The organism is Pseudoclavibacter sp. VKM Ac-2867 (assembly GCF_015351275.1).
Taxonomy (GTDB): Bacteria; Actinomycetota; Actinomycetes; order Actinomycetales; family Microbacteriaceae; genus Pseudoclavibacter.
Genome location: NZ_JADKSL010000027.1, coordinates 1 through 15,791, shown reverse-complemented (window position 1 = coordinate 15,791; position 15,791 = coordinate 1). Strand labels below are relative to the sequence as shown.

The window sequence follows — 15,791 nt, the reverse complement described above, 5'->3', positions numbered from 1 at the left end:
GTGAGCGTCGATGCGGGGTCTGCGCCGACGATCAGTGGGTGATGAGCTTGGAGAGGAAGTCCTTGGCGCGGTCGGTCTTCGGATGCGTGAAGAAGTCCTCCGGCGACTGGTCTTCCAGGATCTGGCCGTCGGCCATGAAGACGACGCGGTCGGCCGCCTTGCGGGCGAAGCCCATCTCGTGGGTCACGACGATCATCGTCATGCCCTCCTTGGCGAGATCGACCATGACGTCCAGGACCTCGTTGATCATCTCGGGGTCGAGCGCGCTCGTGGGCTCGTCGAAGAGCATGACCTTCGGCTTCATCGCGAGGGCGCGCGCGATGGCGACACGCTGCTGCTGCCCACCAGACAGCTGCGCTGGGAACTTCGCGGCCTGGTGACCGATGCCGACTCGATCGAGAAGCGCCTTTGCCTCTTTCTCGGCGTCAGCCCTCGAGAGCTTGCGGACCTTGATGGGACCGAGAGCGACGTTCTCGAGGATGGTCTTGTGGGCGAAGAGGTTGAAGGACTGGAAGACCATCCCGACGTCGGCCCGCAGCGCGGCGAGTGCCTTCCCTTCCTTGGGAAGCACCTTCCCGTCGATGCGGATCTCTCCCGAGGTGATCGTCTCGAGTCGATTGATGGTGCGGCAGAGGGTCGACTTGCCAGAACCGGATGGTCCGATGACGACGACGACCTGACCGCGCTCGACGCTGAGGTTGATGTCCTTCAGGGCGTGGAATTCACCGTAGTGCTTCTCGACGTGGTCTACGACGACGAGGTGCTCGCTCTGATTTTGCATGGTGCGATTCCACCACAGCGTCAGACTCCGTCGTCGCCTATTTCTCGCTTTCGAAACGAGATGGTTACCTGATCGGTGCTTCTCTGGTGGGATTTCGGTGCTCATGGATACACCGAGAGCCTGGAAGATCGCCGGATTCACGCGGATCTCTGGCATCGCGCGAGATGAACCCAGATTCTCGCTGAGTCGTCGAGGCGGCCTCTCTCACAGCGTGAGAAAGCGCGTTTCCACATGCTGGAGCCGTTGCGCACGCGGTTCGCTAAACTCGACACTTGTGTCTGACGCCTCATCGAACCCCATCACGCAGGAAGCCGTCGGCTCCGTGGTCGAAGCGGCGCTCGCCGCCATCGACGCGGCGCCCGACCTGACAGCACTCAAGCGCGTGCGCGCCGAGCATCTGGCGGAGGGTTCGGCGATCGCATCGCTGAACGCCGCGATGCGGGCCGTTCCGAAGGAGAGCAAGAAGGAAGCGGGCCAGCTCATCGGGCAGGCTCGCACCCGCGTCAACGGCGCCTTCGCCGAGCGCGAGAGCGAACTGGCAGCAGCAGAGGCCTCCGAGCGTCTCGCTGCCGAAGCCGTCGACGTCACGGTCGCACGGCCAGCACGCGCGACCGGAGCGAGGCATCCGCTCACCGTGCTGCAGGACCGCGTGAGCGACATCTTCGTCGGCATGGGCTGGGAGATCGCGGAAGGCCCGGAGCTCGAGAGCGAGTGGTTCAACTTCGACTCGCTCAACTTCGACGCGGACCACCCCGCCCGAGCCATGCAGGACACGTTCTTCGTCGAGCCGGCAGACCGCCACCTCGTGCTGCGCACGCACACGTCTCCCGTGCAGATGCGTTCGCTCGTCGAGCGGGGCGTCCCCCTCTACGTGCTGGCCCCCGGCCGCACGTACCGCACCGACGAGCTGGACGCGACGCACACGCCCGTCTTCACCCAGTTCGAGGGCATCGCGATCGACAAGGGACTCACGATGGCGCACCTCCGCGGGACGCTGGAGCACTTCGCGACCTCGATGTTCGGCGAAGAGGCTCGCATCCGACTGCGCAACAACTACTTCCCCTTCACGGAGCCGAGCGCCGAGATGGACATCTGGCATCCCGGTGCGAAGGGCGGCCCGCGCTGGATCGAGTGGGGCGGCTGCGGCATGGTGCACCCCAACGTGCTGCTCGCAGCCGGCGTCGACCCGGAGGAGTATCAGGGCTTCGCCTTCGGCATGGGCGTCGAGCGCACCCTCATGTTCCGCAACGCGCTGACCGACATGCGAGACATGGTCGAAGGCGATGTCCGCTTCAGCACCCAGTTCGGAATGGTGATCTAGCCGTGCGTGCTCCCTCTGCTCCTCTCAACGAAAGTCACATCTGATGCGCGCTCCACTTTCCTGGCTCCGTGAGTACGCGGAGATCCCAGCCTCGGCCTCTCCCGCGTCGGTGCTCGACGCCTTCGTGCGCGTCGGGCTCGAAGACGAAGCCGTGCACGGCACGCAGCTGCAGGGCCCGATCGTGGTCGGCGAGGTGCTCTCGGCTGAGCCGGAGCCGCAGTCGAACGGCAAGACCATCAACTGGTGCCAGGTGCGCGTCGCGCCCGAAGGGCAGCTCGCCGCAGACGGCGGCGCGGATGTGCGTGGCATCGTCTGCGGCGCACACAACTTCGGTGTCGGCGATTCGGTTGTCGTCACGCTTCCCGGAGCAGTCCTTCCCGGAGACTTCGCGATCGCGGCGCGAAAGACCTACGGGCACGTCTCCGACGGCATGATCGCCTCCCAGTCGGAACTCGGGATGGGCGACGACCACGACGGCATCATCGTGCTCTCGCGGCTCGGCGTGAGCGCGGCCCCCGGCACCGACGCCATCGAGCTGCTCGGCCTCACCGAGCAGGCAGTCGAGGTCAATGTCACCCCCGATCGCGGGTACGCGATGTCCATCCGCGGGCTCGTCCGCGAGTACTCGAACGCGACCGGCGTGGCCTTCACCGACCCCGCCCTTCGGCCTCAGCTCGAGGCTCTCCTCGCCGAGGGCATCGCCGCGGATGCTCAGGACGTGCGCGTCGAGGTCACGATCGACGACGACGCGTCCGTGCGCGACCAGCCGATGGCCCCGGTCTTCATCGGCCTCGTGGTCGAGGGCATCGACGCGACGGCGGCGACCCCGACCTGGATGTCTCAGCGGCTCCGGCTCGCGGGGATCCGCCCGCTCGGCATCGCGATCGACATCACGAACTACGTCATGCTCGAGCTCGGGCAGCCGATCCACGGCTACGACCTCGACAAGCTTCGCGGCCCCATCCACGTGCGCCGTGCGCGCGAGGGCGAGCAGCTCACGACCCTCGACGGCAAGGAGCGCACGCTCAGCGCCGAGGACATCCTCATCACCGACGACCGCGGCCCGATCGGGCTCGCTGGCGTCATGGGTGGAGCGGAGACCGAGCTCAGCGGCGAGACGAAGAACGTCTACATCGAGGCGGCGTCGTTCTCGCCGATCTCGATTGCGCGCACCGCGCGTCGGCACAAGCTGCCGAGCGAGGCTTCGCGTCGCTTCGAACGCCGTGTCGACCCCCGCGTCGCTCAGCCGGCAGCCGCTCGTGTCGCGGAGCTGCTCATCGAGCATGCAGGCGGCCGGGTTGTGCGCGCCGGCAGCGTGCACGAGCAGATTCCGGCCCCGGAGTCACTGACGCTGCCCGTCGATGCCGCTTCGAAGATCATGGGCGTTGACTACACGCTCGACGAGACGATCGGCGCGCTGCGTGCCGTCGGCTGCGAGGTCTGGGAAGAGGCCGAGGGGCTCCTCGGTGTGACGGTGCCGAGCTGGCGCGGGGATCTCACCGAGCCGGTCACCCTTGTTGAGGAGATCGGGCGCCTGTGCGACTTCGAGCGCATCCCGTCGCGGCTTCCCGTCGCGCCTCCGGGTCGAGGGCTCACCCGTGAGCAGCGCCTTCGCCGCGCGGCTGCCGACGTGCTGGCCGCGTCCGGGGCTGTCGAGGTGCAGAGCTACCCGTTCGTCGCCGAGACGGATACGGTCACGTTCGGTCGGGCGGATGCGGGCGAGGTGGCGGCCGTGAAGCTCGCCAACCCACTCGACCCGCGCGCCGCGTGGCTCCGCACGAGCCTGCTGCCCGGTCTGCTGACGATCGCGCACCGCAACGTCTCACGTGGTCTCACCGACCTCGCGATCTTCGAGACGGGCACGGTCTTCAAGCCAGAGTCCGGCGTCGTCTACGGCGTGGACGAGGTTCCCGCGGTCGCAGTGCGGCCGACAGCTGAGCGCATCGCGGAGCTGGAGGCTGGGCTGCCGCCGCAGCCAAGGCACGCCGCCGGCATCGTGCTCGGTCACCGCGAGCCGAAGCGCCCGGGGCACGCGCCGACCGCGGCGTCGTGGGAGGACGCACTCGAGCTCGTCGCCCAGCTCGGCCTGGCGACCGGCGCCGAGATCCAGGTGCGACAGGGCACCCACAGGGCTTTCCACCCTGGCCGTTGCGCTGAACTTTTCCTGAGCCACGGGGCTGCGGAGGTGGTTGTCGGGTACGCCGGCGAGGTGCACCCGGACATCGCTGAGGCTGCAGACCTGCCTCGAGTGGTCGCTGCGTTCGAGGTCGACCTCGACGCGGTCATCGAGCTCGCGCGGAGAGAGGTGCTGCCAGCGCCGATCTCGACGTTCCCCGCGGCTACACAGGACCTGAGCCTCGTCGTGGCTGAGGGGGTCCCGGCCGCTGAGGTCTCCGCCGCCGTCACCGAGGGTTCCGGCGCGCTGCTCGAGAAGCTGACGATCGTCGACGACTACCGGGGGACCGGGCTCGAGGACGGGCAGAAGAGCCTGACGTTCGCGCTCCGGTTCCGGGCAACCGACCGGACGCTGACGGCCTCCGAGGCGAGCGAGGCGAAGGAAGCCGGCGCGGCGTTGGCGTCAGAGCGCTTCGGCGCGACGATGCGCGCCTGAGCTCACCCTGACGCGAATCGCCCGACCCCATTGGGGTCGGGCGATTCTGCGTCCTGCGGGTCGGCTGCGCGGCGACGGCGACCCGATCCCGGACCGGGGTCAGCTCTGGCGGGCGACCGAAGCCTCCTTGAGGCTCGCCTCGAGGGCGACCCAGGCGAGCATGGCGCACTTGACCCGCATCACGAACTTGGAGACGCCCTGGAAGGCGACGGCGTCTTCGAGCAGATCCTCGTCTGGCTCGGAGCCGTCGCGAGTCCGGAGCATCAAACGGAAGGCCGCGACGAGTTCTTCGATCTGCGCCGTCGACTTGCCGACGGCGAGCTCGCTGAGCACGGACGCGGAGGCCATCGAGATGCTGCAGCCATCGCCCTGCCACGCGAGCTCGGAGAGGCCTGTTCCGTCAGCGTCCAGCTTCACCCGGACCGTGATCTCGTCGCCGCAGCTCGGGTTGCGCTCGAAGTGCTCGGCGTCGGCGTCTGGCAGTGGACCATCGCCCGTTCGCTTCTTCGAATGCTCGAGGATGAGCTGCTGGTAGAGGCCGTCGAGCGCGCTCATGCGTCGACCCCGAACCAGGCACGGACCTGGCCGACCGCGAAGAGCAGGCGGTCGACGTCCTCTCGCGTCGTGTACAGGTAGCTGCTCGCGCGGGTCGATGCGGTGAGCCCGAGTCGGCGGTGCAGCGGCTGCGCGCAGTGGTGCCCGCCGCGGACCGCGATGCCCTTCGAGTCGAGGAACTGGGTCACGTCGTGAGAATGGACCCCCTCCACCTCGAAGCTCACGAGCCCGGCGCGTGGGGTGCCCACCTCGTCTCCGATGGTGCGGATGCCTGGGATGCCTGCGAGGCCAGCGAGGAGGAGCTGCCCCATCTCGGCCTCATGGGCGGCCACCGACTCCATGCCCACCCCTTCGAGGTAGCGGACGGCTTCGGCGAGCGCGACGACCTGCGAGACGGGTTGCGTGCCGGCTTCGAAGCGCGTCGGTGGAGCCATGAAGTCGCTGGCTTCCATCGTGACGGTGGTGATCATCGATCCGCCCGTGCGCGCAGGTGGCAGGGCATCCAGCATCTCGGCGCGGCCGTACAGCACTCCGACGCCGTTGGGTCCGAGCATCTTGTGGCCCGAGAACGCCGCGAAGTCGACGCCGAGCGCCGGGAAGCTGACCGGCAGGTGCGGCACCGACTGGCAGGCGTCGAGGACCACGATGGCGCCGGCCTCGTGCGCGAGCTCGGTGAGGCGCTTCGCGTCGGCGATGAGCCCGGTCACGTTGGAGACGTGCGCGAAGGCGAAGACCTTGGTTCGCTTCGAGAGCAGAGCTGCGGCATCTTCGACGCTCCACGTGCCCCGGTCGTTCACCGGGACGTAGACGAGCGTCGCTCCCGTGTCCAGGGCGAGCTGCTGCCAGGGCACGAGGTTGGCGTGGTGCTCTGCCTCCGTGATGAGGATCTCGTCGCCCTCGCCGATGGTGAGCCGCTCCGCTCGGGGGCCGCCTCGGCCCGCGCTGGCGATCCGGATGCCGCCAGTAACCAGGTTGATCGCGTCGGTTGCGTTGAGTGTCCAGGAGATCTGCTCGGGTGCTGCGCCGACGAAGCCCGCGACGGTCTCACGCGCGTCCTCGAACGCGACGGTCGAGAGCGCGGCGAGCGTGTGCGCTCCTCGGTGCACGGCGGCGTTCTCGGTCTCGAGGAAGCGTCGCTCAGCGTCGAGGACCTGAGTCGGCCGCTGCGAGGTCGCGCCGGAATCGAGGTAGACGAGGGGGGTGCCGTTCACCTCTTGATCCAGGATGGGGAAATCCTGTCGGAGCTCGAGCACCCTGGCGTCGCTCAGGGCGTGGACGCCCTCTGGCGCCGCGCTGCTCTGGGGTGATGAAGCTGCGTCTTCGGTGTTCAGTGTCACGTCGTCCTCTCGTTGGCCTCGCACCGCAGACGCTCGAGTGTCGACGGTCTCAGCCTGTCAAGCCTACGAGTGCAACGAGCTCGCTGCCCGCCGCATTCCCGTCTGCGTCGCTCGACGGCTGGTCTGCCCGTGCCGGCCGGACTCGCGCGGGGGTGGCACGGCCTAGGATGAACGGCATGGCTTTCTCCGTTGCAGTAGCTGGGGCGAGCGGGTACGCGGGTGGGGAACTCCTGCGCATTCTCGCCTCGCACCCCGAACTCGAGGTCCGCACCGTCACCGCGCACGCGAATGCGGGTGAGCGGCTGCTTCGCGTGCATCCTCACCTGGCGAGCTACGCGGACCTGGTCCTCGAGCCCACGACCGCCGACGTGCTGTCGGGCCACGACGTCGTGTTCCTGGCACTGCCGCACGGTGCGTCCGGTGCGATCTCCGCCGAGCTCGGCGACGACACGCTGGTCATCGACTGCGGTGCCGACCACCGTCTGGAGCGTGAGGAAGACTGGGCCGAGTACTACGGCGGCGACTTCTTCGGCACGTGGGCGTACGGGCTCCCGGAGCTCGAGCTCGCCGGCGCGTCCGACAAGCAGCGGTCGCACCTCGGCGGCGCCTCGCGGGTCGCCGTTCCCGGCTGCAATGTCACGGCGATCACGCTCGCACTCGCACCCGCCATGCACCGCGGGCTCGTTCATCCCCTCGACCTCACGGCGGTTCTCGCGGTCGGCCCTTCTGGTGCCGGCAAGAAGGCGGCCGTCTCCCTGCTCGGCTCCGAGCTCATCGGCTCGGCGAACCCCTACGCAGTGACCGGCGGCCATCGGCACAACCCCGAGGTGCGACAGAATCTCCGCCGCGCGGCCGGCGCCGAGGTCAGCCTCGCGTTCACGCCCGTGCTGGTGCCGATGGCGCGCGGCATCCTGGCGACCACGACGGCGCGCCTCGAAGCTGGCGTCGACGCGGCGCAGCTCCGCGCCGCCTACGAGGAGTCCTATGGGGCTGAGCGGTTCGTGCAGCTCCTGCCCGACGGCGAATGGCCGCGCACGGGCGACGTGACCGGCTCCAACCGGGCCTCCATCGGCATCGGAATCGACGAGCGCGCAGGCCGCTTCGTGGCGGTCGCGGCGATCGACAACCTCGGCAAGGGCACCGCGGGCGCCGCGGTGCAGTCAGCGAACATCGCCCTGGGTCTCGACGAGGCCCTCGGTCTTCCTTTGGACGGAGTGGCACCGTGAGTGTGACCGCAGCAGCAGGTTTCCGCGCGGCAGGCGCCGCGGCAGGCATCAAGTCCGAAGGGCGTCGAGACGTCGCGCTCGTCGTCAACGACGGGCCGAGCGCGGCCTGCGCGGCGGTCTTCACGAGCAACCGCTGCAAGGCGAACCCGATCCTCTGGTCCCAGGAGGCCATAAGGGGCGGCTCGATCTCGGCCATCGTCCTGAACTCGGGCGGCGCCAACTGCTACACGGGGTCCTTCGGGTTCCAGACCACGCACCAGACGGCCGAGGCCGTCGCCGCGAAGCTCGGCATCGGCGCGGGAGACGTGCTCGTCTGCTCGACCGGCCTCATCGGGGTGGGCGACCAGAGCTTCCGCGACGGCGTGCTGCGCGGGGTCGAGCTCACGGCCGATTCGCTGGCAGCGACGGTCGAGGCGGGGGATGAGGCCTCGCTGGCCATCATGACGACCGACTCGAAGCCGAAGCGCTCGGTCCGCGACGGCGACGGGTACGTCATCGGCGCGATGGCCAAGGGAGCGGGCATGCTCGCTCCGGGACTCGCGACGATGCTCGTCGTCATCACGACCGACGCCGACCTCGAGTCCGGGGCGCTGGATCGGGCACTCCGCGCTGCGACCCGGGTCACCTTCGATCGCGTCGACTCCGACGGCTGCATGTCCACCAACGACCAGGTGACCCTCATGGCCTCTGGGGCCAGCGGCGTCACCCCTGACGAGGCCGCCTTCACGGCAGTGCTCACCGAGGTCTGCGCCGACCTCGCCCGTCAGCTGCAGCAGGATGCGGAAGGCGCCAGCCACGACGTGACGATCACGACGATCGGGGCCGCGACGGAGCAGGACGCGCTCGACGCGTCCCGGGCGGTCGCTCGCTCGAATCTCTTCAAGGCCGCCATCTTCGGCAACGACCCGAACTGGGGCCGGGTCCTCGCCGCCGTCGGCACGACCGACGCCGAGTTCGACCCCCAGGCGCTCGACGTCACCATCAACGGGGTCATGGTCTGCCGGGCGGGGACACCCCACGAGTCTGCGGACCTGGTCGACCTGACGCCTCGCGACACGAGCGTGCTCATCGACCTGCACGCCGGCGTGAGCGAAGCGACCATCCTGACCAACGATCTGACGCACGACTACGTGCATGAGAACAGCGCCTACTCGTCCTGACGAGCGAGCGACTCCCGCGAGGCGGGGCAGCCGCCGAGCGTCTGCCCGACCAGCCCGACGGCTTCTGACCGGCCCGAAAGGGGCAGCATGACCACTTCTGACCTGTACGAGAAGGCGACCTCCAAGGTCGAAACCCTCATCGAGGCCCTTCCCTGGATGCAGGAGTTCGCCGGGCGGGTTCTCGTCATCAAGTTCGGTGGCAACGCCATGGTCGACGCCGAGCTCTTCGAGGCATTCGCGTCGGACATCGCCTTCCTCCGCTACGCCGGCATCAAGCCGGTCATCGTGCACGGCGGTGGACCTCACATCTCGCGGATGCTCGGCAAGCTGCGCATCGAGAGCGAGTTCAGGGACGGCTACCGCGTGACGAGCGAGGAGGCCATGGATGTCGTGCGCATGGTGCTCGGCGGGCAGGTCGCCAGGGAGCTCGTGGCCGCGATCAATGAGCGGGCCCCGATCGCCGTCGCGACGAGCGGCGAAGACGCTGGCCTGTTCCAGGCGAGGCGAAAGAAGCTCCTCATCGACGGCGAGACCGTCGACCTCGGCTTCGTCGGCGAGATCGAGACCGTCGACCCAACGGTCGTGAAAGCGGACATCGCGGCCGGCCGCATCCCCGTCATCTCCTCGATCGCGAGCGACATCGACTCGCCCCGCAAGGCGCTCAACATCAACGCAGACCGGGCTGCCTCCGCCCTCGCGCAGGCGCTCGGCGCGGCGAAGCTCATCATGCTGACCGACGTCGCGGGACTCTACGGCGACTGGCCCGACCTCGACTCGCTCATCTCGGAGATCAAGCTCGACGAGCTGCGCGCCCTGCTGCCGACGCTCTCTGCTGGCATGATCCCGAAGGTGCAGGCCTGCATCGAGGCGGTCGAGGGGGGCGTCGACCAGGCGGCCATCATCGATGGCCGTGTCCCGCATTCGATGCTGCTGGAGATCTTCACCACCGAGGGCTTCGGCACCAAGGTCTCCGCGTGAGGCACGCGCACCTGCAAGCTCAGCGCCCGATGATTCGACTTCGCCGCTCCACCCACCGAAAGGCCAAACCGTGATTCGCCACTTCCTCCGCGACGACGACCTGACTCCCGCCGAGCAGCGCGAGGTGCTCGAGCTCGCTGCAGTGCTCAAGCGCGACCGCTTCTCAGCACGTCCGCTCGAGGGCCCTCGCAGTGTGGCAGTGATCTTCGACAAGACCTCGACGCGCACGCGTGTCTCGTTCCACGTCGGCATCTCCGAGCTCGGTGGCTCGCCGCTCATCATCTCGACCGCCTCCAGCCAGCTCGGCGGCAAGGAGACGGCATCGGACACCGCCCGAGTCCTCGAGCGCCAGGTCGCAGCCATCGTCTGGCGGACGTACGCACAGAGCGGCCTGGAGGAGATGGCCAACGGAGCGCTCGTGCCGGTCGTGAACGCCCTGAGCGATGACTTCCACCCGTGCCAGCTGCTCGCCGACCTGCTCACCGTCAACGAGCACCTCGGCGACCCTGCCGGCCGCACCCTGGTATTCCTCGGCGACGGTGAGAGCAACATGGGGCATTCCTACCTGCTCGCCTGTGCTACGGCGGGCATGCACGTTCGCATCGCGGCCCCCGTCGGCTTCCAGCCGCGCCCCGACGTCGTCGCCGATGCCGAGCGCATCGCCGCCGAGACGGGTGGCTCCGTCGTGGTCGGCGACGACATCGACACGCTGGTCGCGGGGGCGGACGTCGTCGTGACCGACACCTGGGTCTCGATGGGCCGCGAGGACGAGAAGCAGTCCCGCATCGACGCGCTCAGCGCCTACCGAGTCACCGAGGCCACGATGGCGAATGCCGCCTCCGGTGCGATCTTCCTGCACTGCCTGCCGGCAGACCGCGGGTACGAGGTCGACGGAGCCGTCATCGACGGCCCTCAGTCGGTCATCTGGGATGAGGCGGAGAACCGACTCCACGCCCAGAAGGCGCTGCTCGTCTGGCTTCTCGCCAAGGCCGCGGCCTGACCCGCGCATCCACCCCGCATAGACTGAACACACGACTCAAACGCTAGGAGCATTGATGACGGAACGCGTCGTTCTCGCATACTCCGGAGGTCTCGATACCTCCGTCGGCATCGGATGGCTGAAGGATGCCACCGGCAAGGACGTGGTCGCTCTCGCGATCGACGTCGGCCAGGCCGGTGAGGACATGGAGCAGGTGCGACAGCGAGCGCTCGACTGCGGCGCTGTCGAATCGGTTGTCGTCGACGCGCGCGAGGAATTCGCGAGCGACTACATCGTCCCGGCGCTCAAGGCGAACGCCCTCTACCAGAAGCGCTACCCGCTCGTCTCCGCGCTTTCCCGCCCGCTCATCGCGAAGCACCTCGCGAAGACCGCTCGCGAGCTCGGCGCGGACTCGATCGCGCACGGCTGCACCGGCAAGGGCAACGACCAGGTCCGCTTCGAGGCTGCGGTCGCGGCCGTGGCACCTGAGCTCACCTCGATCGCACCCGTGCGCGACCTCGCGCTCACTCGCGACAAGGCCATCGTGTATGCGCAGGAGCACAACCTGCCCATCGAGCAGTCGAAGAAGAGCCCGTACTCGATCGACCAGAACGTCTGGGGTCGCGCCGTCGAGACCGGGTTCCTCGAGGACCCGTGGAACCCGCCGATCGAGGATCTCTACACGTACACGCAGGATCCTGACCTGACGCGTGAGCCCACCGAGGTCACGGTGACGTTCGAGCAGGGCGTCCCGGTGAAGATCAACGGGGAGTCGCTGACGCCCATCCAGGTCGTCGAGCTCATGAACAAGCTCGCAGGCGACCAGGGTGTCGGCCGCATCGACGTCGTCGAGGACCGCCTCGTCGGCATCAAGAGCCGTGAGATCTACGAGTCCCCGGCCGGTCTGGCCCTGATCGAGGCGCACGAGCACCTCGAGGACCTGACGATCGAGCGCGACGTCGCCCGCTTCAAGCGCGGGATCGAGGCCGAGTGGTCGAACCTGGTCTACGACGGACTCTGGTTCTCCGGTCTCAAGCGGTCGCTGGATGCCTTCATCAACCACACGCAGGAGCACGTCTCCGGCGAGGTGCGCATGACGCTGCACGGCGGTCGCGCGGTCGTCACTGGCCGTCGTTCGGAGGAGTCGCTCTACGACTACAGCCTCGCGACCTACGACACCGGCGACACGTTCGACCAGTCGCACGCCAAGGGATTCATCGAGCTGTGGAGCCTTCCGTCGAAGATCTCGGCTCGCCGCGACAAGCCGGAACTCTGAGCATGGCTGCATCCGAGGGCGCCTCGAAGTCCGGGGGAGTGACCACGCCGGGCGCTCTCTGGGGCGGTCGCTTCAGCGACGGGCCGTCCCCGGAGCTCGCGCGGCTGTCCAAGTCGACGCATTTCGACTGGCAGCTCGCGAAGTACGACATCGCTGGCTCGCGAGCGCACGCTGGTGCGCTCGCGGCAGCGGGGTATCTCGATGATGCCGAGCTCCCGGGCATGCTGGACGCGCTGACCGAGCTCGAACGTCGCGTCGTGTCCGCCGAGTTCGTGGCGGCCGACGACGACGAGGACGTGCACGGCGCCTTGGAGCGCGGCCTGATCGAGATCGCTGGTCCGGAATTGGGCGGCAAGCTGCGAGCTGGTCGCAGCCGCAACGACCAGATCGCGACGTTCGTGCGAATGTACCTTCGCGATCACAGCGCGATCATCGCGGAGCAGGTCGAGACGCTCGTCGAGGTGCTCGCCCAGCAGGCGGAGCAGAACATCCAGGTCATCATGCCGGGGCGCACGCACCTGCAGCACGCACAGCCGGTGCTGCTCTCGCATCACCTGCTCGCTCACGCGTGGCCGCTTCTGCGAGACCTGGACCGCCTGCGCGACTTCGACCGTCGCCTGGACGAGTCGCCCTATGGCGGAGGGGCCCTCGCGGGTTCCACCCTCGGTCTGGATGCGGTCCGCGTCGCCCGTGAGCTGGGCTTCGCATCCTCATCCCCGAACTCGATCGACGCCACAGCGAGTCGTGACCTGGTCGCGGAGTTCGCGTTCATCGCGGCGCAGATCGGCATCGACCTGTCGCGCTTCTCGGAGGAGATCATCCTCTGGAACACGAAGGAGTTCGGCTTCGTCACGCTGCACGACGCGTACTCGACCGGGTCGAGCATCATGCCGCAGAAGAAGAATCCCGACATCGCGGAGCTTGCGCGCGGCAAGGCGGGTCGCCTCATCGGCAACCTGGCTGGCCTCCTCGCGACGCTCAAGGCCCTCCCGCTTGCGTACAACCGGGACCTGCAGGAAGACAAGGAGCCGATCTTCGACTCCGTCGAGACTCTCGAGCTGGTGCTCCCCGCCTTCACTGGCATGGTTGCGACGCTCACCTTCCACGGTGAGCGGATGCGCGAACTCGCACCACAGGGCTTCTCGCTTGCGACGGATGTTGCCGAGTGGCTGGTGAAGCGGCAGGTCCCCTTCCGCATCGCGCACGAGGTGTCCGGTTCGATGGTGCAGGCAGCGGAGTCCAAGGGCGTCGACCTGGATGGCTTGACCGACGAGGAGATCTCGGCCGTGTCTGAGCACTTGTCGCCGGAGGTGCGCGAGGTGCTCTCGGTCGACGGGTCCGTGGCGACTCGCGATGGCCGCGGCGGCACGGCACCTGTCCGCGTCGCTGAGCAGATCGTCGAGCTCCGCGAGCGGCTGGCAAAGCTCACATCGTAGGCGTTCGCGTGGATGACGATCTCCGCGCGGCCCTTCTCGAGGGACCGCTCTCGGCAGCAGATGCGCTGCTGGGGGCGGTCCTTTCGCGTTCGACGCCGGACGGCACGGTCTCGGTGCGCCTCACCGAGGTGGAGGCGTATGCCGGTTCAGGGGATCCCGGGTCGCATGGCTTCCGGGGGCGGACGGCGAGGAACGCCACGATGTTCGGGCCAGCAGGTCACCTCTACGCGTATCGCATCTACGGGCTCCATACGTGCATCAATGTCGTGGCCGGGGAGTCCGGCACCTCATCCGCCGTGCTCCTGAGAGCCGGCGAAGTGGTCGACGGCGTCGAGTTGGCGAGAGCCCGACGCGGTGCGGGGCGCCGTTCCGGGGTTCCCGTGCGCGACCACGAGCTCGCTCGCGGCCCCGGGAACCTGGTCACGGCCCTCGGTGCGACCTTCGGCGATGACGGTGCCCGGCTCGATGGGACGCCGTTCGCGATCGTTCCGGCAGAACGCTCCAGCAGAGGGGCGGTGGTGCGCGGGCTCCGCGTCGGGGTGGGCGCTCCCGGTGGTGCTCTGCCGTTCGACTGGCGCTTCTGGATCGACGGCGAGCCGTCCGTTTCACGCTATATCGCGCACAAGTCGCTCCGCGCGGGGCGGCGTTGACGCGGCAGGCGCTTGATACGGTTGCCCGGTGACTACGCGTGATCTGACGACCCAGCAGAACGACACCACCTTCGAGCATGTCATCGACGAACTCGAGTGGCGCGGGTTCATCCACGTCTCGACCGATCTTGCCGAGCTGAAGGCGAGGATGGACGAGGGGCCGATCACGTATTACTGCGGTTTCGATCCGACCGCCCCGAGTCTCCACCTCGGGCACCTCGTGCAGCTGATCCTCCTCCGTCGACTGCAGCTCGCGGGCCACAAGCCGCTCGGCCTCGTCGGCGGGTCGACGGGCCTCATCGGCGACCCCCGTCCCACGGCCGAGCGCACGCTCAACTCGCGAGAGACCGTCGCGGAATGGGTCGAGGGGCTGCGCGGACAGATCGACGGCTACCTGTCGTTCGAGGGTGACAACGCGGCGCGCATGGTGAACAACCTCGACTGGACGGCGCCGCTCTCTGCGATCGACTTCCTTCGTGAGATCGGCAAGCACTTCCGCGTCGGCTCCATGCTCAAGAAGGATGCCGTCTCTGCGCGCCTCAACTCCGAGGCTGGCATCTCGTACACGGAGTTCAGCTACCAGATTCTGCAGGCGATCGACTTCCTGGAGCTGCACCGGAACTACGGCTGTGTGCTGCAGACGGGTGGGAGCGATCAGTGGGGGAACCTGACTTCCGGCGTCGATCTCATTCGGCGTACCGAGGGTGCGAGTGTCCATGCGCTCGGAACACCGCTCATCACGAACTCGGATGGGACGAAGTTCGGCAAGAGCGAGGGCAATGCGATCTGGATCGATGCCGACCTCACGAGCCCGTACGCCTTCTACCAGTTCTGGCTCAACACGGACGATGCCGATGTCATCGCCCGGATCAAGATCTTCACGTTCCTGACCCGCGCTGAGATCGCAGACCTCGAGAAGCTCGTGGCAGACGAGCCGTTCAAGCGTGTCGCTCAGAAGACGCTGGCCTCGAAGGTGACGTCTCTGGTGCATGGACAGGAAGCGACTGACGCGGTGATCGCTGCTTCGGCCGCGCTCTTCGGGCAGGGGGAGCTCACCGCACTCGATGGAGACACGCTTCGCTCGGCGATCCTCGAGCTCCCGAACGCGGAGGTTGCTGACGGAACACCGGTCGCTCAGGCACTCGTGGACACCGGGCTCGCAAAGAGTCTCGGCGACGCTCGTCGCGGGATCGCCCAGGGCGGCGTCTCGCTTAACAACGAGCGTGTTGCCGACGAGGGGGCGGTCGTGAGCGCATCAGCTGCGCTGGCCGGCGGCGTCGCGGTCCTGCGTCGGGGCAAGAAGACCCTCGCTGGCCTGGTTTTCCGGGCCTGACGGGGGATCGCGCGTGCATCGACACGCCCGGGATGCGCCCTGAGTTGTGCGCCGACCCCGCCCTGCGTAAAGTAATCACTCGTCAGGCCAACGGAGCGAAACGCGAGAGCGGGTCGCACGGGCCGGACAGTCCGAAAGAAAGATCAGC

At 68.0% G+C, this 15,791-nt stretch carries 13 protein-coding genes; 10 read left to right on the top strand and 3 right to left on the bottom strand.

What is annotated here, in order from left to right; all coding sequences use genetic code 11:
• Positions 1–31: 31 nt before the first annotated feature.
• Complete coding sequence (locus tag ITJ67_RS18095) at positions 32–781, bottom strand: amino acid ABC transporter ATP-binding protein (RefSeq protein ID WP_104240898.1); 750 nt, start codon at positions 779–781, stop codon at positions 32–34.
• Between the two features lie 274 nt (positions 782–1,055).
• Between ITJ67_RS18095 and pheS the strand changes: the two genes are divergently transcribed.
• Both pheS and pheT read left to right on the top strand, forming a co-directional pair.
• Complete coding sequence (gene pheS, locus ITJ67_RS18090; protein ID WP_323741501.1) at positions 1,056–2,102, top strand: phenylalanine--tRNA ligase subunit alpha; 1,047 nt, start codon at positions 1,056–1,058, stop codon at positions 2,100–2,102.
• Positions 2,103–2,145: 43 nt separating this feature from the next.
• Complete coding sequence (gene pheT / locus ITJ67_RS18085; RefSeq protein WP_160070481.1) at positions 2,146–4,713, top strand: phenylalanine--tRNA ligase subunit beta; 2,568 nt, start codon at positions 2,146–2,148, stop codon at positions 4,711–4,713.
• A 99-nt stretch (positions 4,714–4,812) separates the two neighbouring features.
• Here the strand turns inward: pheT and sufU are convergent, their stop codons facing one another.
• The gene (sufU, locus tag ITJ67_RS18080) at positions 4,813–5,268 is read right to left on the bottom strand and encodes a Fe-S cluster assembly sulfur transfer protein SufU (protein WP_104306374.1); all 456 of its coding nucleotides are present in this window, start codon (positions 5,266–5,268) and stop codon (positions 4,813–4,815) included.
• Positions 5,265–6,536, bottom strand: a complete 1,272-nt coding sequence (locus ITJ67_RS18075; RefSeq protein WP_194678551.1) for a SufS family cysteine desulfurase — start codon at positions 6,534–6,536, stop codon at positions 5,265–5,267. Before ITJ67_RS18075 ends, sufU begins: the two co-directional genes overlap by 4 nt.
• A 245-nt stretch (positions 6,537–6,781) precedes the next feature.
• On the opposite strand from ITJ67_RS18075, the gene argC reads away from it, so the two are divergent.
• From argC to tyrS, 8 genes are all read left to right on the top strand, one after another.
• Entirely contained in the window at positions 6,782–7,831 is a 1,050-nt protein-coding gene (argC, locus tag ITJ67_RS18070) for an N-acetyl-gamma-glutamyl-phosphate reductase (protein ID WP_160070480.1), read from the top strand.
• Positions 7,828–8,991 carry a bifunctional glutamate N-acetyltransferase/amino-acid acetyltransferase ArgJ gene (gene argJ / locus ITJ67_RS18065; protein WP_160070479.1) on the top strand — a complete coding sequence of 388 codons (1,164 nt, stop codon included), beginning with the start codon at positions 7,828–7,830 and terminating at the stop codon, positions 8,989–8,991. Before argC ends, argJ begins: the two co-directional genes overlap by 4 nt.
• An 87-nt stretch (positions 8,992–9,078) precedes the next feature.
• Entirely contained in the window at positions 9,079–9,969 is an 891-nt protein-coding gene (argB, locus tag ITJ67_RS18060) for an acetylglutamate kinase (protein ID WP_160070478.1), read from the top strand.
• 70 nt (positions 9,970–10,039) lie between these two features.
• The gene (gene argF / locus ITJ67_RS18055) at positions 10,040–10,969 is read left to right on the top strand and encodes an ornithine carbamoyltransferase (protein WP_160070477.1); all 930 of its coding nucleotides are present in this window, start codon (positions 10,040–10,042) and stop codon (positions 10,967–10,969) included.
• 55 nt (positions 10,970–11,024) lie between these two features.
• On the top strand, positions 11,025–12,224 hold the full coding sequence (locus ITJ67_RS18050; RefSeq protein WP_160070476.1) for an argininosuccinate synthase: 1,200 nt from the start codon (positions 11,025–11,027) through the stop codon (positions 12,222–12,224).
• Between the two features lie 2 nt (positions 12,225–12,226).
• Positions 12,227–13,660, top strand: coding sequence for an argininosuccinate lyase (gene argH / locus ITJ67_RS18045; protein ID WP_194678542.1), 1,434 nt, complete (start codon positions 12,227–12,229; stop codon positions 13,658–13,660).
• A gap of 8 nt (positions 13,661–13,668) precedes the next feature.
• The gene (locus tag ITJ67_RS18040; RefSeq protein ID WP_160070474.1) at positions 13,669–14,310 is read left to right on the top strand and encodes a DNA-3-methyladenine glycosylase; all 642 of its coding nucleotides are present in this window, start codon (positions 13,669–13,671) and stop codon (positions 14,308–14,310) included.
• Positions 14,311–14,338: 28 nt separating this feature from the next.
• Positions 14,339–15,643 (top strand): tyrosine--tRNA ligase, encoded by a 1,305-nt coding sequence (gene tyrS, locus ITJ67_RS18035; RefSeq protein WP_160070473.1) that lies wholly within the window; start codon positions 14,339–14,341, stop codon positions 15,641–15,643.
• The last annotated feature ends 148 nt before the right edge of the window (positions 15,644–15,791 follow it).